Origin of the sequence: Kribbella sp. NPDC050241 (genome assembly GCF_044459685.1) — a bacterium.
Lineage (GTDB): Bacteria > Actinomycetota > Actinomycetes > Propionibacteriales > Kribbellaceae > Kribbella.
Genome location: NZ_JBITJE010000005.1, coordinates 127,205 through 145,068, shown reverse-complemented (window position 1 = coordinate 145,068; position 17,864 = coordinate 127,205). Strand labels below are relative to the sequence as shown.

The following is a 17,864-nucleotide window of genomic DNA, read 5'->3' as shown; positions in this document are numbered from 1 at the left end:
ACTACCTCCCGTACACGCGTTCGCCCGGCGGCCAGCGGGTGATGGTCACCGGTAGGTAGGTGACGCGACCGGTGCCGTCCGGTTGACGGCTTACCAGCGAATGCGCCAGGAAACGATCGTCGTCGCGGGCCGGGAAGTCGGTGCGCTGGTGTGCGCCGCGCGACTCCTCCCGGCGGAGCGCGCAGGCGATGATGCTCTCGGCAACATCGAGCATGAACCCCAGCTCGAGCCACGCGATCAGCTCGGTGTTGAAGTTCGTGCTGTGGTCGTCGATCGCCGCGTGCTGGTACCGCAGCCGCAGCTCGGCCAGCCTGTGCTCCGCCTTGGCCAGCGAGTCGCCGTCACGATAGATCCCGGCGCCGTTCTCCATCGTGGTCTGCATCTCGGTGCGGATGTCCGCGATCCGTTCATGGCCCTCGGCCCGCCGGGCCAACTCCCCGGACAGCCGCCGCTCCTCGTCCCGGCCCTGCGCCAGCACAGCCTCGGGTACGGCGACCCGGTAGCGGCCCGCGAACACCGCGGCGGCCCGGCCGGCCCGGGTGCCGAATACCAGACACTCCGGCAACGAGTTCGACCCCAGCCGGTTGGCGCCGTTGATGCTGACACAGGCCACCTCGCCGGCGGCGTACAGGCCCTCGAGCGACGTGGCGCCCCGGATGTCGGTGTGGATCCCGCCCATCATGTAGTGCACCACCGGCCGCACCGGCACCAGTTCCTTCACCGGGTCGATGTTCTGGTAGTTCGTGCACAACTCGCGGACGAACGGCAGCTTGGCGTCGATCAGCTTCGCGCCCAGGTGCCGCAGGTCCAGGTGGACGACCGGCCCGTACGGCGTATCCGTCGTCCGGCCCTTCTCCACCTCGTGGACGAACGCCTGGGACAACCGGTCCCGTGGGCCGAGCTCCATGCTGCGCATGACCGGCGTCGGCGACGGCGTACCGAGGTCGTAGTCCTGCAGGTAGCGATAGCCGTCCTTGTTCAGCAGCCAGCCGCCTTCGGCACGCGTGGCCTCGGTGATGAGGATGCCGGTGAACGGCAGGCCGGTCGGGTGGTACTGCACGAACTCCATGTCCTTCAGCGCCGCACCGGCCCGGTACGCCAGCGCCATGCCGTCACCGGTCTTGATGTTCGCGTTCGTGGTGAACGGGTAGACGCGTCCGCACCCGCCGGTGCACACGATCACCGTGCTCGCGGTGATGGTCTCGATCCGCCCGGTGGCCAGTTCGATCGCGACCACGCCGTACGCTCGGCCGTCGTCGACCAGGATCTTCGTGACGTACCACTCGTCGTACCGGACGATGTCGGAGTACGAGAGCGCGGTCTGGAAGAGCGTGTGCAGCAGGTGGAAGCCGGTCCGGTCGGCGGCGAACCAGGTGCGCTTCTTCTTCATGCCGCCGAAGGCCCGGACCGCGATCCGCCCGTCGGGCTGCCGGCTCCACGGGCATCCCCAGTGCTCGAGCCGGAGCAGCTCGCGCGGCGCCTCGGCGACGAACGCCTCGACCGCGTCCTGGTCGCAGAGCCAGTCGCTGCCGGACACCGTGTCGTACGCATGCTCGTCGAGGCTGTCGTCGTCGGCGGCAACGCCCGCGGCGCCACCCTCCGCCGAGACCGTGTGGCTGCGCATCGGATAGACCTTCGACACGACCGCCACCCGCAGTGCAGGGTTCGTCTCGGCGACCGCGATGGCAGCACGCAGCCCGGCGCCGCCGCCCCCGATGACCACGACGTCATGGAAGGTGGTCATCAGGCCTCGTGCTCGCCGCTGTGCTCGTCGGACAGGACCTTGCCGTCGTGCCGGACGGTCCGGATCCGCACACTCCCGTCATGGAACTCGTGCTGCATGTGCCGGCAGCCGCAGGCGTAGTGCATGTCGTCGAGCCGGAAGCCCTCGAAGTCGTCCTCCTGGCTTCGGTCCGCATCGCCGAGCCGCCCACAGGGCGCCCGCTCCCCCGTGAGGTGGGTCTTCGTCCCGGTCATCCTCCTACCCCCTAACCGCTCGAGGCGTTTGTGACCTACATCACGCCTCGATAGTGCGCCTAGGTTTTCGCGGCGGCAATGCCTGAGTCGCCGGGAAGAACTACTGCTTGCGCTCTCGCCATTCGCGTTCGAACGGGAGACGCCAGGCTCGGGGCGCGATCAACTGGTGGATCGCGTTCGGGCCCCAGGTGCCTGGCTGGTAGGGCTTCACCGGCGGCGGATCGTCCAGCAGCAGGGCCGAGCGGTCCCAGAGCGACTCGATGCCTTCCGCGGTCGTGAACAGGGTGTGGTCGCCGCGCATGGCGTCGAGGATCAGGCGTTCGTACGCCTCGAGTACGTCGCCCGCGCTCTCGGTCTCCTGGGTGGAGAACTGCATCGAGAGCTTCTCCAGCCTCATCCCCGGACCGGGGCGCTTGCCGTAGAACGACAGCGAGACCCGGGACGAGTCGGCCAGGTCGAAGGTCAGGTGGTCCGGTCCCTGCGAGCCGACGCCGGAGCCGGCCGGGAACATCGTCTTCGGGGCCTCCTTGAAGGCGATCGAGATGATCCGCTGGCCTTCGGCCATCCGCTTGCCGGTGCGCAGGTAGAACGGCACGCCGGCCCAGCGCCAGTTGTCGATGCCGACCTTCATCGCGATGAAGGTCTCGGTGTCGGAGTCCGGCGCGACCCCGTCCTCGTTGCGATAGCCGCCGTACTGGCCGCGGACCACGTCCTGGGTCTGGATCGGCAGCATCGAGCGGAAGACCTTGTTCTTCTCCTCGGAGATCGCCCGCGGCTCCAGTGCGGTCGGCGGCTCCATCGCGACGAAGGACAGCACCTGCAGTACGTGCGTGACGACCATGTCCTTGAACGCGCCGGTCGGCTCGTAGAACGTGGCCCGCTGGTCCAGCCCGAGCGACTCGGGGATGTCGATCTGCACGTGGTCGATGAAGTTGCGATTCCAGATCGGCTCGAACAACCCGTTCGCGAACCGGAACGCGAGGATGTTGAGCGCCGCCTCCTTGCCGAGGAAGTGGTCGATCCGGAACACCTGCGACTCGTCGAAGGTCTCGTGCACGAAGTCGTTCAGGTCGATCGCGCTGGCCAGGTCGTCGCCGAACGGCTTCTCCATCACCACCCGCGCATGGTCGACCAGGTCCGCGTCGCGCAGCATCGCGATCACGGACTGGGCCGCCTTCGGGGGCACGGACAAGTAGTGCAGGCGGCAGGCGTCAGGGCCGAGCAGCGCCTCCGCCGACTTGACCGCGGCGGCCAGCGCCTCGGGGCCGGCGGTCACCGGCACGTAGTCGAGCCGGTCGGCGAACTGCGCCCACTCCGCGTCGCTCATCCGGTGCGTGCCGAACTTCTCCACCGCGTCGCGCGCCCGGGCCCGGAACTCGTCCGCGGTCAGGTCCTCGGTCGCCGACCCGATGATCCGTACGTCGGGAGCGAACTTCGACTGCTGCAGATACGCCAGACCGGGCAGCAGCTTGCGCTTGGCCAGGTCACCGGTCGCGCCGAACAGCACGATCACGTGCGGCGCCAGCGGCGCCGGGTCGCGCCGCGACGGCCGCGATCCCGGTGCCGGATACGCGATGGTCTGGGTACGGTCAGGCATTCAGTCCTCCCACGGACGCCACCGGAGCCAACATCCGCAGTGTAGGTGCCTGAAGTGACGCTAAGGGATCAAGCGGTTTGCCAGAGTCCTAGGACGTTGCCTTCGGGGTCTTCGAAGTACGCGGCGAAGCCCATGTCGCCGACGGCCAGCTTCTCGCCGACCTGCTTGCCGCCGAGGCTCTCCACGGTCTTCAGCGCGGCGTCCACGTCCGACACATCGATGGTGAGCACCGGGCGGGTGAGCTCCGCGGTGCGCTGGAACATCCCGCCGTTGATGAAGCCGGGCTCGGACGGCATCGCCTGCTCGTCCACCGGTCCGGTCGAGGCCATCGTGTAGTCCATGTCGGGCATCTCCATCAGGTTCCACCCGAACGCCTCGCGGTAGAACGTTCGCGCTCGCTCACCGTCGTCGTACGGAACCTCGAAGTGCACAATTCGGCCGGTCATAGCCATTCCCCTCCCCGGGTGGTCCACTGCTGCCGACGCTAGTCCCGGCAGGTCGTTTGAGCCAGGTCTGGACGAACTACGGTGGAGCTGTCTGTTTCCGTCCGGACCGTTCGTCGGTGGGGTGAGACCGGCTGTGGAGGAAGACCATGAAGTACCTGCTGATGATCTGTGGTGACGAGTCGCATGCGAACGACGGCTGCGGCGGCTGGTCGGAGGAGATGGAGCAACGCGGCGTGGTCGCGGGCGGTGCCGGGCTGCGGCCGCCGGCGGAGGCGACGACCGTCCGGGTCCGCAACGACGAACTGCTGCTCACCGACGGCCCGTTCGCGGAGACCAAGGAGCAGATCGGCGGCTTCGTGCTGATCGACTGTGCCGACCTGGACGAGGCGATCGAGATCGCCGCCAAGCACCCGGCTGCGGGCTACGGCACCATCGAGATCCGCCCGGTGCTGGAGCCACCGCCGGGGGTGAGGTGACGTTCGAGGAGATCTACCGGCAGGAGTGGGGCCAGGTGGTCGCCACCCTGATCCGCGTGACCGGTGACTGGGAGCTCGCCGAAGAGGCCGCGCAGGAGGCATTCGCCGCGGCCCTGGAGCGCTGGCCGCGGGACGGTGTACCGGACAAGCCTGGTGCCTGGCTGACCACCACCGCACGCAACCGGGCGGTCGACTGGCTACGCCGGGAAGCGGTCGGCACCGCCAAACTGCAGGAGGTGGCTGCGATGACCGACGAACCTGACCCGCCGTACGACGTACCTGACGACCGGCTGCGGTTGATGTTCACGTGCTGCCATCCGGCGCTGGCCATGGAGGCCCGGGTCGCGTTGACACTGCGGACGCTGGCCGGACTCAGTACGGCGGAGATCGCCCGGGCGTTTCTGGTGCCGGAGACAACTATGTCCAAGCGACTCACCAGGGCCAAGCAGAAGATCCAGCACGCCGGCATCCCCTACCGAGTCCCACCGTCGCATCTCCTGCCCGAGCGGACGCCCGCAGTACTGGCTGTCCTTTACCTGCTGTTCAACGAGGGGTACTCCGATGTCGTCCGCAGCAGTCTGAGTGCTGAGGCGATCCGGCTGACGCGGCTGCTCGTGCAGCTCATGCCGGACGAGCCGGAGGCCGCCGGACTGCTCGCCCTCATGCTGCTCCACGACGCGCGCCGCTCCACCCGCCTGACGGCCGACGGCGAGCTGATCACCTTGGAGGACCAGGACCGGACTCGGTGGAACGGCGATCTGATCGCCGAGGGCGAGGCACTTCTCGAGGCGACGCTCCGCCGCGGCGCACGGGGGCCGTATCAGGTGCAGGCCGCGATCGCCGCTTGTCATGCCACCGCGCGGACGGCGGTCGACACGGACTGGCCGCAGATCGCGGCACTGTACGGACAGCTCAAGCAGACGCCGGTGGTCGCGCTCAATCGCGCCGTCGCCATCGGCATGGCCGACGGGCCAGGCGTGGGGCTGCGGCTGGTGGATGACCTGGCCGCGGGTCCGTTGACCGGCTATCACCTGCTCCCGGCGACCCGAGCGGACTTCCTCCGGCGCCTCGGGCGCTGGTCCGAGGCGGCATCGGCGTACCGGGAGGCGATCGAACTGGCCGGGACGGATGCGGAGCGCCGATTTCTGCGCAGAAGGTTGAGTGAGGTGTCTGTCCGGGCCTGATCCGTTCGTCGGTGGGACGAAAGGAGATTGCTCATGACTGACATCCGAGCGGACATCGCGGGTGAACGGACCGACCTCGCCGGCGTCCTCGCCGGTCTGCCCGCGGACGACTGGGACAAGCCGAGCCTGTGCGAGGGCTGGCGGGTGCGCGAGGTCGTTGCCCACATCACCATGCCGTTCCGCTACTCCACACCGCAGTTCCTGCTGGGGATGGTGAAGGCGCGCGGGAAGTTCGATCGGTACGCCGATCTGGCCGCCCGGCGTGACGCGGCGACCTTGAGCGCGGCGGAGCTGACGGCCTGCCTGCGCGACAACGTCGACCACGGGTGGAAGCCGCCGGGCGGTGGGTACGAGGGCGCGCTGTCCCACGACGTGATCCACGGCCTCGACATCACCGTTGCCCTCGGCATCGACCGGACCGTGCCGGCCGACCGGCTGCGCCACATCCTCGGCGACCTGAAGCCACGCCAGCTCAAGTACTTCGGCGTCGACCTCACCGGCATCGAGCTCCGCGCGACCGACCTGGACTGGACCTTCGGCACCGGCGAACCCCTCACCGGCGGGGCTCAGGACCTGCTCCTGATCCTGTCCGGCCGCTCACTCCCTCCCGGCCACCTCACCGGCCCAGCAGCCGCCCGCTTCACAACAGCAGTCACCCACTGATCAGGACAGTTCGGCGATCCACTTGCGCAGCTCGGCGTCGGACACGTCGCTGGCCAGCGTCACGTGCGCGAACGGACCGGCGGCCGTCACGAGCGCGATCGTCACGTCCGTCGGGCTGCTCGCGAAGGACGCCGCCGCCGCGCCCTTGATATCGACGCCGACCGGGGCGGGGAACGTTCCCGCCGTCTTCAGGATCGAGTCGACAAAGGCTTTTTCGTCCTCGGGGTTGAGCAGCGAGCCCTTCCAGTCCTCATCGGGAGCTGCGAAGAGGAAGCCCACCACGGCCGGTTTGCCGGCGCGCGTCATCGGCAGCACCCGGGCGAGTGTGGCGCGGATCCCGTCCGCCGGTCCCGACACGACGACGTACGGACTGCCGGCGTAAAGAGCCGTGTTGATGAAGCCACCACCGACGGCCGGAAGCTCGGCGGGGTACATCCCCGGTGCCTCCTCCTCTCCGTCGGGCAGTTCTGTCGGGAATGTCTCGGCACCCGCCGGCACCTCAGTGGAGAACGTGTCCGGCTTGATATCGACGCCGAAGGTGACCTCCGTCGGGGAGTCCGTGCCGTCGGCCATGAGCAGGCCGGTCTTCTCGTCGAGCGCGATCTCTCGCGCCTCCCGAGGTTCGGTCGGATCGGTCTCGCCAGGCACCACCTCGTCGCAGTGGTAACGCACCGCGCTCCGGTCGAACAGCGTCTTGGTGCCCAGCTTCTCCGCTCCCGGACAGAACTTCCGGAACTCGTCGCTGTCAGGCCGGTAGAACCACGTGGCGACAGGAATCTCGTTTCGATCGGGATTCTCGTACCGCTGGTACTGCGGGGACTCATCCGGAAGATGCATCAGCAGGGCCTTCCCGTCCCAGACCTGGAACACCCCGGCATCCGGACCGCTGACCGCCGTGAGCCGGTATCTCCCGCTCTGATCGGCGATGACCTCGTAGGTCTCGGAGGTGCCGCTCTCCTCGCTCACACTGCGCATCCGGACCACGTCCGACGCGGTCCCGCCCCCGTCGGTCTGCTTCTCACCACAGCCACCTGCCGCAGCGACCAGCATGGCGACGAGCACGATCTTCCACGCATTCCCCCACCACACAGCCATGACGACTGCGCTCCTCCCCTGTCGGCCAACTTCAGGGGCGGTTGAGCTCAGTGTGCTCTCCCGGGCCCTGCCTGCACAGTCTCCTCGGTCGAGGGCGAATGCTTCCGTTCGAGATATTATTACCAAAGTTGGGATCAATGGGAGGCCTGGCCATGAAGGAGTCGCCGACACCGGTGGCGGATCTGCTGCTGCACCCGGTCCGCTGGCGGATCGTGCAGCGGGTGCTCGGCCGCGAGCTGACCACCACCGAGCTCAAGCACGACCTGCCGGACGTCCCGGCCACGAGCCTCTACCGGCACGTCGCCGTACTGATCGAGGCCGGCTATCTCACCGTGGTGCGCGAGCGGCGGGTCCGCGGTACGACGGAGCGCACGCTGTCGCTGGACCAGACGAAGGTCGGGCGGATCGACGAGCGGGAGGCGCACGCGATGACGCCGGAGCAGCACCGGCAGGCGTTCCTGCTGATGCTGACCCGGCTCGCCGCCGACTTCGACCGCTTCGTCGAGCGCGGCGACCTCGACCCGCGGCTCGAGCAGCTGGGCTACAGCCAACTCGCCCTGTACGTCGACGCCGACGATCTCGCCACTCTTCGCGAGGGCCTCAACGCCCTCCTCGAACCCCACCTCCAGGAGCAGCCCGGCAAGGAACGCCTGACCCTTTCGCTGGTCTCGCTCCCGGACGTCTAGGCTGCCGCGCATGCGGGAGATGGTGGTGATCGGGGTCGGTGCGGGCGATCCGGAGCAGGTGACGATGCAGGCCGTCGCGGCGCTGAACCGGGTCGACGTGTTCTTCGTGCTGGACAAGGGCGAGGTCAAGCAGGAGCTCGTGGACCTGCGCGAGGAGATCCTGCGCCGGTACGCCACGGACAAGGACTACCGCGTGGCGGTCGGCCGCGACCCCGAGCGGGATCGGACCACTTCGGCGTACGTCGAAGCCGTTGACGACTGGCGGCGGCGCCGGGCCGATGTGTGCGCTGAGCTGATCGCGGCGAACCTCGGTGAGGATGAGGTGGGCGCGTTTCTGGTCTGGGGCGATCCGTCGCTGTACGACAGCACGCTGGCGATTCTGGATGACATCCTGGCTCGCGGCGACCTGGCGTTCGAGGTCGAGGTGATTCCTGGGATCAGCAGTGTGTCGACGCTGGCCGCACGGCATCGGGTCGGACTCAACCAGGTCGGCCGGCCGATCCAGATCACCACCGGCCGGCGACTCGCGAAGGCCTGGCCGGAGGACGTGGACGACGTGGTCGTGATGCTGGACGCGCAGACGGCGTTCACGTCGTACGTCGATGAGGACGCCGAGATCTACTGGGGCGCGTACCTCGGGACCCCGGACGAGCTCCTCATCTCCGGCCCACTCCGCGAAGTCGCACCCGAGATCGAGAAGGTCCGCGCCGAAGCCCGCGACCGCAAGGGCTGGATCATGGACACCTACCTGCTCAGAAGACACAGGTAAGACGCCTGCGCCGCCCTGAAAAGCACACCGCCTTCGGCGGCGGGGGTGAGGGAGGCGTAGGGCGGTTAGACCAAAGGTGTAGGCGGTCTGGACTTCGGGCCGACGCGGCGGGTGGGGGGTTGCGCCGAGGGTTTCGGGTATGACGAAGAGACTCTTGGTGATACTTGCGGCCGGGCTTGCTCCGGCCGCTCTTCTGGTGAGTGCGGCGCAGCCCAGTGCGGCTGCGGAACCGACCGTCGTACGGACGGATGCCGGGCTCGTGCAGAGCACGGTCGTCGGGGATGCGCTTGTCTACAACGGGATCCCGTACGCCGCTCCGCCGGTCGGGCCGTTGCGGTGGAAGGCCCCGCAACCCGCGAAGCCGTGGGACGGCGTACGGCAGTCCAAGATCGGCAACCCGTGTCCGCAGCAGGCCAACCCGGAAGTGCCCGACGGCGCCTCTGCCGAGGACTGCCTCTACCTGAACGTCACGACCCCCGCAGCCAAGTCGGCGAAGCCGCGAGGCGTGCTGCTGTGGATTCCGGGCGGCGGTTTCTTCTCCGGCGCCGGCTACAACTACGGCGCGTCCAAGCTGGCCGCCCGTGGCGATGTGATCGTGGTGACGATCAACTACCGCCTCGGCATCTTCGGGTTCTTCGGCTACCCGGGCCTGCCGGGGTCCGGCACCTACGGCCTTCAGGACCAGCAGGCAGCACTGCGCTGGGTGCAGCGGAACGCGCGAGCCTTCGGTGGCGACCCGCGCAACGTCACAGTAGCCGGTGAGTCCGCCGGCGGCATGAGCGTGTGCGCGCAGCTCACCTCCCCCACCGCGACAGGCCTGTTCGCGAAGGCGATCATGCAGAGCGGCTCGTGCAACTTCAACTGGGACGACAACAGCCAGTACCCGGGCCAGGCGGCCGACGCCCCCTTCGTCCCGGTGAGCAGAGTCCAGGCCAACGGCAAGGAATGGGCCGAGGGCAACAAGGACAAGCTCGGCTGCACACCCGGCCAGTCCATGCTCGCCTGCCTCCGGTCCGCGAAGTCCGACGTACTGGTCGAGGACATGCTCCAGTTCACCCAGGTCGCGTACGGCGGCACTGCGACGATGCCACTGAGTCCCGCCAAGGCGCTGAAGGCCGGACTGTTCCACCGCGTGCCGGTCCTGTCCGGCAACAACCACGACGAGGCCGCAGCGTGGCTGGTTGCCTTCGGCGACGTCACGGCCGAGAACTACCCGCAACTGGTGACCAACATGGTCGGCGCAGGGCAGGCAGCGAAGGTACTGCGTGAGTACCCGCTCAGCCGGTACGAGTCCGCCGCGGCGGCGTGGACTGCAGTCACCACGGACCGGATCTGGTCCTGCACCCAGATCGCCAGCGATCAGCAGGCCGCCCGCAGCGTGCCGGTGTATGCGTACGAGTTCGCAGACAAGCACTCGCCCCTCGCAGACGACGGACTGGGCGCCATCCACGCCGCGGAGTTGCCGTACCTCTTCCGCCTCGGCGGCTACGACTTCCCCTTTTCGGAGCCCCAGCAGCAGCTGTCGAACCAGATGATCGACTACTGGACGGCGTTCGCCCGCACCGGCAACCCGAACGGCCCCGACCGGCCGCACTGGTCCCCCACGACGAGTCGCACAGTCACCGGGCTCTCATTGGCTCCCACGGACCAGACCGGCATCCAGCCGGTGAACCTCAGCGCCGAGCACCACTGCGGTTTCTGGGCCGGGATCAGCTGACCTTCCGCACCAGGTCCCAGCCCCGCACTACCACCGGGGACAGGATCAGCAGGAGCAGCGCGTAGAACTTGACCCCCGGGACGAGGGTCGCGAGCAGGAAGGCGATCAGCGTCAACCCGGTCAGCGCCAGGGAGCCGACCAGCTCCCGGGTGCCGACCGGGTTGTCCGGGTTCTCGAGTTCCGCATGCCCATGGATCATCCAGGTGAGCGCCGACTGGCAGATGCTGAGCACCAGAATCGTCCCGGTGTAGAGCCCCGCGGTGAACCGGTCGCTCTCGTAGGTGCCCACGATCTCGGTCGGGAAGGGCAGGAACACGATCGTGAGCAACCAGGCGAGGTTCAGCCGCATCATCGGTGAGGTGTACGCGCGGACGTGCTCGAACACCCGGTGGTGGCCGAGCCAGAAGTTCGCGATCACCACGAAGCTCAGCAGGAACGAGAACAGCTGGGGCCAGTGCTCGGTGATCACCTCGGGCGCGTCCAGCCCTTCCGCCTTGGACTCGGTGACCACCTCGACCAGCGGCAGGATCAGCAGGGTGATGGCGATGGCGACGACCGCGTCGCTGAACAGGACCAGCCGGTCCGGGTTCCTCGTCGTACTCACGGCCGACAACAGTAGCGGCCGGTCAGTTCCGCGGAGCCCTCAGCAGAGTGGTCGACAGCACGAGCGCACCGAGGACGAAGGCCGCCGCGGCGAGCCAAGCGACTCCGTAGCCGTCCCGTAGCGCCAGTACGTCGCTCGCACTATCAGCCAGCCGGCTGGTCGTGGTGGACGCGGCCAGAGTCGCCAGTACGGCGGTCCCCACCGCGGCACCGGCCTGCTGTGCGGTGTTGTTGAGCCCGGAGGCCAGTCCGGCGTCGCCCGCTTCGGCGCCCGACATCGCGAGCATGATCGCTGCCGGGATGGCCAGGCCGATGCCGGCTCCCATCACCGCGAGGACGGGCGCGACGTTGACGACGTACGAACCATCCACCGGTGCCTGGCTGATCCAGAGCAGGGCGGCCAGGAAGGCTGTCAGTCCGGCGGTCAGCATCATGCGTGGGCCGAAACGGACGGTCAGGCGTGGCGCGATGGACAGCGACATCAGCGCGTTCATGATCGGCGCCGGAAGGAACGCCAGGCCGGTGGTGAGGGAGTCGTAGCCCAGGACCCGCTGCACATACAGCGCGGTGGTGAACTGGAAGCCGAAGCCGGCCGCGAACAGCAGGACGACTACGACGTTGGCGACCGTGGTCTGGCGCTTGCGGAAGATGTGCAGTGGCAGCAGCGGATTCGTGCTCCGGGCCTGACGGAGTACGAACGCGGCCAGGAGCAGGACCGCCGCGGCGGCCAGGACAAGCGTGCGCGCGAGCTCCGCGTGCGGCTCGGCGGTCTGGACGATCGTGTAGACGGCGAGCGACAGCCCCGCGGTGACCAAGACCGCGCCGAGTACGTCGGCGCCCTTGGTGAGACCGAGCCCCTTCTCTCCTTGCAGGAGCCGTACGGCGAACGCGAGCGAGACGAGGCCGATCGGCACGTTGATGAGGAAGGACCAGTGCCAGCCGACGGTCTGGGTGATCACACCGCCAAGGATCAGACCGATCGACGCACCACTGGCCGAGGTGAAGCTGTAGACACCCATCGCGCGTGCCTGCTCGCCCGGCGCCGGGTAGAGGCCGACGATCATGCCGAGAATCACGGCCGAGGCGAGCGCTCCGCCGACTCCCTGCAGGAACCGGCCCGCGATCAGCACCTCCGCGCTGCCCGCCGTACCGCACAGCAAGGACGCTGCCGTGAACAAGCCGAGTCCGGCCAGGAAGACCCGCTTGCTTCCGATCAGGTCCCCGATCCGTCCGGCCAGCAGGAGTAGTCCCGCGAAGGCGATCAGGTACGAGTTCATCACCCACGCGAGGCCGGCCTGGGAGAACCCGAGATCACTCTGGATCGTCGGCAACGCGACCGTCACCACGGTGCCGTCGAGGATGATCATCAACTGCATGACGCACAACACCAGCAGGGCTTTCGTCCGTCCGGCCGCCACCGGACGCCCCGCCTGAACCGCCGTTTCCACTGCCATCACCCATCTCCTTGCCCAGCTCGAAGCAGAACAAGTACGACGGTAGCAGATAGTTCCGTACTAGACGATCTTTTGGTGGACCACCTCGCAGTGTGGACTACCTCGTTCGTTGCCGGGCGCGGCGGACCGATACCGCTTCCACCGGCACGGACAGGTGGCCGTCGACCAGGTCGACGAGCGCGTCGACGAAGGGTTTGCGTTCGCTCGCGGTGAGGGCCTCGAGGACGTCGGCGTGGACCCGGTCGACGATGCGCTGCCCCTCGGCGGCGATCTTGGCGCCGGCCGGGGTGACCGCGATGATGCGCGCGCGGCGGTCGGTGGCGGAGGGCTTGCGTTCGGCGTACCCGGCCTCTTCGAGCGCGTCGACGGTGACGACCATCGTGGTCTTGTCCATGTACGCCAGTTCGGCGATCTGGATCTGGGTGCGCTCCTCCTCCAGGGCGTGCCGCAGTACGCACTGCATCCGCACCGTCAGTCCGATCTCTGCGAGGGCAGCGGACAACTGCGTCTCGAGCACATGACCGGCATGCGTGAGGTAGCCGGTGAGGTCGGGAACCGTGCGGACTGGGGTCTTCGCCATAACCTCCAGGGTAACGCGGGATTATCTACTGCCAGATCATCTCGTGCCGATCATTCTCCGTCGGCTTGGTAGCGGGAATGCGACGTGCAGGGCGGTGTCGTGAAGTCGCGAGTGTGGGGGAGTGGGTGGGCGGTTGGGTGGTGGGCATGACTGTTGTTGAGACGCGGGTGGCGGGGGTCCGGTGGTTCGCGGTTGTGGCGGTGACGTTGGGGATTTTCACGATCACGACCACGGAGATGCTGCCGATCGGACTGCTCACCCCGATCGGGTCCACCTTCGCACTCACGCCCGGACGCACCGGCTGGCTGATGACCATGCCCGGCCTGGTCGCGGGCGTCGCGGCGCCGGTGATCACAGTCGCCACCGCTCGGCTGGACCGGCGGCTGATGCTGTGCGCACTGATGGTTCTGCTGGCGGTCGCCGGCTTCCTCGCCGCGGCCGCGCCGGTCTACTGGATCGAACTGCTGGCCCGCTTCCTCGTCGGCCTGACGGTCGGCGGCTTCTGGTCGATCGGCGCCGGTCTGGCCGCGCGACTCGTCCCAGAACGGTGGACCGTCCGCGCAACCGCAGTCATCTTCTCCGCAGTCCCCCTCGGCTCGGTCGTCGGCGTACCGGCGGGCACGGTCCTGGGTGAGCTGGCCGGCTGGCGTACGTCGTTCGCCGTGCTCGGAGTGCTGTCCCTGGTGGCGCTCACTGCTCTCTACCTCACCGTGCCGCCGCTACCGCCGCTGCAGGTGACCAGGCTCGTCGTACTCCGGGATGCGCTCCGCCGCAGCAAGGGCGCGATCGTCGTCACCTGCATGGTCGTGACGGCGCACTTCGCCACCTACACCTACGTGACGCCCTTCCTCCGCGAGGTCGTCCGACCGGAGCTGATCGGTGTATTCCTGCTGGCGTACGGCGCAGCCGGCCTGGTCGGCAACCTCATCGCGGGTACGGCGGTCGCTCGCAACGTCCACCTCACCTTCGCCGGATGCGCCGCCTGCATCGCCACCGCGACCCTCCTGTTGCCGGTCCTGGGTCGCAGTACGGCGGGAGCCCTGGCCCTGCTGATCGTGTGGGGCATCGGGTACGGCGGTGTGCCGGTCTGCTCGATGAACATGTTCGCCAAGGCTGCACCGGCCTCGCGGGAGGCGGCGACCGTCCTGTTCACCGGTTCGTTCCAGGCCGTGCTCTCCACCGGGGCGCTGCTGGGCGGTCTGGTGGTGGACGCCTGGTCGGTGTCGACCGTCATGGTCGCGGGCGGGGTGTGCGCGGCGCTGACCGCCGGAGTGCTGCTGTGGTCCAGAGCACAGGAGGCGGGGACGTAGCATCGCGGTTGTGTCGAGGACTCAGACGGATCGGTGCCCGGGTGTGCTGGCGGTGCACCAGGCTGCCGACGGAGGCCTTGCCCGCGTTCGCCTGCCGGGTGGCGTGGTCCGTTCCGACCAGTTCGACGTACTGCGGACGGCAGCTGCGGACCTTGGGGGCGGGCGGCTCGAGCTGACGTCGCGGGCGAATGTGCAGATCCGCGGACTCGCGCCTGATGCGCCGGTGGAGCTGTCTCAGCGGTTGTTCGAGGCCGGGCTGTTGCCGTCAATGCCGCATGAGCGCGTGCGGAACATTCTGGCGTCGCCGCTCTCCGGTCTGGACCAGGAGAGCCGGTACGACGTTCTGCCGGTGGCGGCTGCGGTGGACCGGGAGCTGTGTGCCCGGCCTGGGTTGGCTGAGCTGCCTGGGCGGTTCCTGTTCGCGCTGGATGACGGACGCGGGGATCTGGCCGGGGTGCGGGCGGATGTGGTCGTGCGGGCGGTGGATGAGCGTGAAGGGCTGTTGAGCCTTGGCGCTCGCGGTGTGCGGGTGGGCTGGAGTGATGTGGCTGAGGTGATGGTCGCAGCGGCTGAGGCGTTCCGGCAGGAGCGTGAGGGGCAGGAGTGGCGGATCGCGGAGCTCGAGCGTGGTGAGGAGCGGATCCTCGACCGCCTGGGGTTGCAGGCTACGGAAGAGCTGCCGACTGCTGTGGCCACAGTCGCAGCAGGCAAGCATGGAACTGCGCTGGTGGTGACGGTGCCACTCGGGAGCCTCAGCCAGGAACAGTCCGCGGTGCTCGCCCACCTGGGTCAGGACTTGAGGGTGACTCCTTGGCGGTCCGTCGTGGTGCCGGCGGAGGCTGGTGCGGGGTTGGATGGGGTTGGGTTGGTCACAGATCCTGAATCGGCCTGGAACGGTGTGACAGCGTGTGCGGGGCAGCCTGGGTGTGCGAAGGCGCTGGCAGATGTACGGGCCGACGCCGAGCGGGTGACGCCACGGCTGCCGCGGCACGAGCGGCCGATGCACTGGTCCGGCTGTGAGCGGCGCTGTGGCAAGCCGGCCGGCGAGTTCGTCGACGTACTTGCCGTGGGCAACGGATATGTGATCGACGGTGAGCGGATGGGGACGTGGTGAGCGGGTTCGAGTACGTGCGCGACGGCGCGGAGATCTACCGGCGGTCGTTCGCGACGATCCGGGCGGAGGCCGCGCTCGGCGACCTCCCGGCCGACGTCGCGCAGGTGGCGGTCCGGATGATCCACGCCTGTGGAATGACCGACCTGGTCGCTGACCTGGCCTGGTCGCCGAACGTGGTCAAGAACGCCCGGGCCGCCCTCCAGAACGGCGCACCGATCCTGTGCGACGCGCAGATGGTGGCAGCCGGCATCACCCGGCGGCGCCTGCCCGCGGACAACCAGGTCATCTGCACCCTGAGCGAGCCGGGTGTCCCGGAACTGGCCCAACAGCTGCAGACCACCCGCAGCGCTGCGGCCGTCGATCTCTGGCACGACCACCTGGCCGGCTCGGTCGTTGCCATCGGCAACGCGCCGACCACGCTGTTCCGGCTGCTCGAGCTGCTCGAGGACGGCGCGCCGCGACCGGCCGCGATCCTCGGCATCCCCGTCGGTTTCATCGGTGCCGCCGATTCCAAGGACACGCTGGCGGCGAACGACCTCGGCCTGGAGTACCTCGTCGTCCGCGGCCGCCGAGGCGGAAGCGCGATCACGGCGGCCACCGTCAACGCCATCGCAAGCGAGGAAGAGTGACAGGCAGACTGTGGGGCGTCGGGCTCGGCCCGGGCGACCCCGAACTGGTCACGGTCAAGGCAGCCCGGCTGATCGGGGCCGCCGACGTGATCGCGTTCCACAGCGCGCGGCATGGCCGCAGCATCGCGCGCTCGGTCGCGGCGCCGTACCTGCGGGACGGCCAGCTCGAGGAGCACCTGGTCTACCCGCTGACCACCGAGACGACCGATCACCCCGGCGGCTACCAGGGTGCGATGGACGATTTCTACACCGACTGCGCGGCCCGGCTGGCTGCGCATCTCGACGCCGGCCGGGACGTCGTCGTACTGGCTGAGGGCGATCCGTTGTTCTACGGGTCCTATATGCACATGCACAAGCGGCTCGCCGACCGGTATCCGTGCGAGGTGGTCCCCGGCGTGACGTCGGTGAGCGCGGCGGCCGCCGTACTCGGGCGACCGTTGTGCGAGCGGGACGAGGTCCTCACCGTGCTGCCGGGCACACTGCCGCCCGACGTACTCGCGGATCGGCTCCGGAACACGGATGCGGCCGCGGTGATGAAGCTCGGCCGCACGTTCGACAACGTGCGGGAGGCGTTCGAGCTGGCCGGGCGCGCCGACGAGGCCTGGTATGTCGAACGTGCGACGACGGAGGCGCAACGCACGGCTCCCCTGGCCGAGGTGGATCCCGAGAGCGTGCCGTACTTCTCGCTCGCGCTGCTCCCGAGTCCGATCAACAACACCTTTACCGCGCCGGCACCCAAGACCGCCACGGACGGATCCGTCACCGTCGTCGGACTCGGTCCGGCTGGGCCGGAGTGGATGACACCCGAGGTCCGGGCGGCGATCGCGAGTGCCGACGACCTGATCGGCTACGGCCCGTACGTCGACCGACTGCCGGACCGCGCTCGTCAGCGCAAGCACGGGTCGGACAACCGGGTCGAGTCCGAGCGGGCCGCGTTCGCCCTCGATCTGGCCCGGAAGGGCTCGAAGGTGGTTGTGGTCTCGTCCGGTGATCCCGGCGTGTTCGCCATGGCCAGTGCGGTCACCGAGGTCGCGTCCGAGCCCGAGTACGCCGACATCGCCGTACGCGTGCTGCCCGGGATGACCGCGGCGCAGGCCGTCGCGAGCCGGGTGGGCGCACCGCTCGGGCACGACTTCTGCGTGCTGTCGCTGTCGGACCGGTTGAAGCCGTGGGACGTGATCGCCGGGCGGCTGACCGCGGCCGCCGCGGCAGACCTGGTGATCGCGATCTACAACCCCGCGTCGAAGTCCCGGACCTGGCAGGTCGGCGCCACCCGCGACCTGCTGCTCGAACACCGTTCACCCAGTACGACGGTCGTCGTCGGCCGGGATGTGGGCGGTCCCGGGGAGTCGATCACCGTGACAACGCTGGCCGAACTGGACCCCGAGCAGGTTGACATGCGCTGCCTGTTACTGATCGGGTCGTCCCAGACCCGCACCGTGCCCCGCCCGGCCGGACCCCTGGTCTTCACTCCCCGCCGATACCCGGCGACGGACAGTGAGCCCACACCAGGGGCCGGTTAAATCCGCCCTCCGGCAGTGTCGGACCAGACTCCGTTGGGTAG

General features: G+C 68.7%; 18 protein-coding genes. 10 read left to right on the top strand and 8 right to left on the bottom strand.

Translation table 11 applies throughout. The features are described 5' to 3' along the window. Window position 1 precedes the first annotated feature (1 nt). From frdA to ACIBG5_RS24310, 4 genes are all read right to left on the bottom strand, one after another. Window positions 2-1,744, bottom strand: coding sequence for a fumarate reductase (quinol) flavoprotein subunit (frdA, locus tag ACIBG5_RS24325; protein WP_396393769.1), 1,743 nt, complete (start codon window positions 1,742-1,744; stop codon window positions 2-4). Continuing rightward, the gene (locus ACIBG5_RS24320) at window positions 1,744-1,977 is read right to left on the bottom strand and encodes a hypothetical protein (RefSeq protein ID WP_131356142.1); all 234 of its coding nucleotides are present in this window, start codon (window positions 1,975-1,977) and stop codon (window positions 1,744-1,746) included. Before ACIBG5_RS24320 ends, frdA begins: the two co-directional genes overlap by 1 nt. A 100-nt stretch (window positions 1,978-2,077) precedes the next feature. Continuing rightward, the gene (gene zwf, locus ACIBG5_RS24315; RefSeq protein WP_396393768.1) at window positions 2,078-3,574 is read right to left on the bottom strand and encodes a glucose-6-phosphate dehydrogenase; all 1,497 of its coding nucleotides are present in this window, start codon (window positions 3,572-3,574) and stop codon (window positions 2,078-2,080) included. A gap of 68 nt (window positions 3,575-3,642) precedes the next feature. After that, complete coding sequence (locus tag ACIBG5_RS24310; protein WP_396393767.1) at window positions 3,643-4,020, bottom strand: VOC family protein; 378 nt, start codon at window positions 4,018-4,020, stop codon at window positions 3,643-3,645. A 146-nt stretch (window positions 4,021-4,166) separates the two neighbouring features. Here ACIBG5_RS24310 and ACIBG5_RS24305 point away from each other — a divergent pair, with 146 nt between their 5' ends. The 3 genes from ACIBG5_RS24305 to ACIBG5_RS24295 are packed head-to-tail and all read left to right on the top strand — an operon-like array spanning window position 4,167 to window position 6,343. Continuing rightward, on the top strand, window positions 4,167-4,496 hold the full coding sequence (locus tag ACIBG5_RS24305) for a YciI family protein (RefSeq protein ID WP_360446535.1): 330 nt from the start codon (window positions 4,167-4,169) through the stop codon (window positions 4,494-4,496). Further along, window positions 4,493-5,680, top strand: coding sequence for an RNA polymerase sigma factor (locus ACIBG5_RS24300; protein ID WP_396393766.1), 1,188 nt, complete (start codon window positions 4,493-4,495; stop codon window positions 5,678-5,680). The genes ACIBG5_RS24305 and ACIBG5_RS24300 overlap by 4 nt, the downstream gene beginning before the upstream one ends. A gap of 33 nt (window positions 5,681-5,713) precedes the next feature. Continuing rightward, on the top strand, window positions 5,714-6,343 hold the full coding sequence (locus ACIBG5_RS24295; RefSeq protein ID WP_396393765.1) for a maleylpyruvate isomerase family mycothiol-dependent enzyme: 630 nt from the start codon (window positions 5,714-5,716) through the stop codon (window positions 6,341-6,343). Here ACIBG5_RS24295 and ACIBG5_RS24290 read toward each other — a convergent pair whose 3' ends face one another. Beyond that, window positions 6,344-7,438, bottom strand: coding sequence for a hypothetical protein (locus ACIBG5_RS24290; RefSeq protein WP_396393764.1), 1,095 nt, complete (start codon window positions 7,436-7,438; stop codon window positions 6,344-6,346). It abuts the gene before it with no gap. Between the two features lie 152 nt (window positions 7,439-7,590). Between ACIBG5_RS24290 and ACIBG5_RS24285 the strand changes: the two genes are divergently transcribed. The 3 genes from ACIBG5_RS24285 (at window position 7,591) to ACIBG5_RS24275 (ending at window position 10,610) form a co-directional block, all read left to right on the top strand. Continuing rightward, window positions 7,591-8,124, top strand: a complete 534-nt coding sequence (locus ACIBG5_RS24285) for a helix-turn-helix domain-containing protein (RefSeq protein WP_396393763.1) — start codon at window positions 7,591-7,593, stop codon at window positions 8,122-8,124. Window positions 8,125-8,134: 10 nt separating this feature from the next. Next, window positions 8,135-8,893 carry a precorrin-6A synthase (deacetylating) gene (gene cobF / locus ACIBG5_RS24280; protein ID WP_396393762.1) on the top strand — a complete coding sequence of 253 codons (759 nt, stop codon included), beginning with the start codon at window positions 8,135-8,137 and terminating at the stop codon, window positions 8,891-8,893. 139 nt (window positions 8,894-9,032) lie between these two features. Next, window positions 9,033-10,610 carry a carboxylesterase/lipase family protein gene (locus ACIBG5_RS24275; protein WP_396393761.1) on the top strand — a complete coding sequence of 526 codons (1,578 nt, stop codon included), beginning with the start codon at window positions 9,033-9,035 and terminating at the stop codon, window positions 10,608-10,610. Here the strand turns inward: ACIBG5_RS24275 and ACIBG5_RS24270 are convergent. From ACIBG5_RS24270 to ACIBG5_RS24260, 3 genes are all read right to left on the bottom strand, one after another. Beyond that, window positions 10,603-11,214 (bottom strand): TMEM175 family protein, encoded by a 612-nt coding sequence (locus ACIBG5_RS24270; protein ID WP_396393760.1) that lies wholly within the window; start codon window positions 11,212-11,214, stop codon window positions 10,603-10,605. The two genes, ACIBG5_RS24275 and ACIBG5_RS24270, sit on opposite strands and share 8 nt — an antisense overlap. Before the next feature lie 22 nt (window positions 11,215-11,236). Further along, on the bottom strand, window positions 11,237-12,667 hold the full coding sequence (locus ACIBG5_RS24265) for an MFS transporter (protein WP_396393759.1): 1,431 nt from the start codon (window positions 12,665-12,667) through the stop codon (window positions 11,237-11,239). A gap of 97 nt (window positions 12,668-12,764) precedes the next feature. Continuing rightward, window positions 12,765-13,247, bottom strand: coding sequence for a MarR family winged helix-turn-helix transcriptional regulator (locus ACIBG5_RS24260; RefSeq protein WP_396393758.1), 483 nt, complete (start codon window positions 13,245-13,247; stop codon window positions 12,765-12,767). Window positions 13,248-13,393: 146 nt separating this feature from the next. Here ACIBG5_RS24260 and ACIBG5_RS24255 point away from each other — a divergent pair, with 146 nt between their 5' ends. Genes ACIBG5_RS24255 through ACIBG5_RS24240 form a run of 4 tightly spaced genes read left to right on the top strand, consistent with a single transcriptional unit; the run spans window position 13,394 to window position 17,823 of the window. Further along, window positions 13,394-14,557, top strand: coding sequence for an MFS transporter (locus ACIBG5_RS24255; protein ID WP_396393757.1), 1,164 nt, complete (start codon window positions 13,394-13,396; stop codon window positions 14,555-14,557). A gap of 10 nt (window positions 14,558-14,567) precedes the next feature. Further along, a complete protein-coding gene (locus ACIBG5_RS24250; protein WP_396393756.1) occupies window positions 14,568-15,671 on the top strand; it encodes a precorrin-3B synthase in 1,104 nt (367 codons plus the stop codon). After that, window positions 15,665-16,300 (top strand): precorrin-8X methylmutase, encoded by a 636-nt coding sequence (locus tag ACIBG5_RS24245; protein ID WP_396393755.1) that lies wholly within the window; start codon window positions 15,665-15,667, stop codon window positions 16,298-16,300. The genes ACIBG5_RS24250 and ACIBG5_RS24245 overlap by 7 nt, the downstream gene beginning before the upstream one ends. Beyond that, the gene (locus ACIBG5_RS24240) at window positions 16,297-17,823 is read left to right on the top strand and encodes a precorrin-2 C(20)-methyltransferase (protein WP_396393754.1); all 1,527 of its coding nucleotides are present in this window, start codon (window positions 16,297-16,299) and stop codon (window positions 17,821-17,823) included. The genes ACIBG5_RS24245 and ACIBG5_RS24240 overlap by 4 nt, the downstream gene beginning before the upstream one ends. The last annotated feature ends 41 nt before the right edge of the window (window positions 17,824-17,864 follow it).

Bases quoted from the DNA above. Each gene is read 5' to 3' on its own strand.
- ACIBG5_RS24265 (WP_396393759.1), bottom strand. From the start codon at position 12,667: ATGGCAGTGGAAACGGCGGTTCAGGCGGGGCGTCCGGTGGCGGCCGGA.
- frdA (WP_396393769.1), bottom strand. From the start codon at position 1,744: ATGACCACCTTCCATGACGTCGTGGTCATCGGGGGCGGCGGCGCCGGG.
- zwf (WP_396393768.1), bottom strand. From the start codon at position 3,574: ATGCCTGACCGTACCCAGACCATCGCGTATCCGGCACCGGGATCGCGG.
- ACIBG5_RS24290 (WP_396393764.1), bottom strand. From the start codon at position 7,438: ATGGCTGTGTGGTGGGGGAATGCGTGGAAGATCGTGCTCGTCGCCATG.
- cobF (WP_396393762.1), top strand. From the start codon at position 8,135: ATGCGGGAGATGGTGGTGATCGGGGTCGGTGCGGGCGATCCGGAGCAG.
- ACIBG5_RS24320 (WP_131356142.1), bottom strand. From the start codon at position 1,977: ATGACCGGGACGAAGACCCACCTCACGGGGGAGCGGGCGCCCTGTGGG.
- ACIBG5_RS24255 (WP_396393757.1), top strand. From the start codon at position 13,394: ATGACTGTTGTTGAGACGCGGGTGGCGGGGGTCCGGTGGTTCGCGGTT.
- ACIBG5_RS24275 (WP_396393761.1), top strand. From the start codon at position 9,033: ATGACGAAGAGACTCTTGGTGATACTTGCGGCCGGGCTTGCTCCGGCC.
- ACIBG5_RS24310 (WP_396393767.1), bottom strand. From the start codon at position 4,020: ATGACCGGCCGAATTGTGCACTTCGAGGTTCCGTACGACGACGGTGAG.
- ACIBG5_RS24305 (WP_360446535.1), top strand. From the start codon at position 4,167: ATGAAGTACCTGCTGATGATCTGTGGTGACGAGTCGCATGCGAACGAC.
- ACIBG5_RS24285 (WP_396393763.1), top strand. From the start codon at position 7,591: ATGAAGGAGTCGCCGACACCGGTGGCGGATCTGCTGCTGCACCCGGTC.
- ACIBG5_RS24295 (WP_396393765.1), top strand. From the start codon at position 5,714: ATGACTGACATCCGAGCGGACATCGCGGGTGAACGGACCGACCTCGCC.
- ACIBG5_RS24260 (WP_396393758.1), bottom strand. From the start codon at position 13,247: ATGGCGAAGACCCCAGTCCGCACGGTTCCCGACCTCACCGGCTACCTC.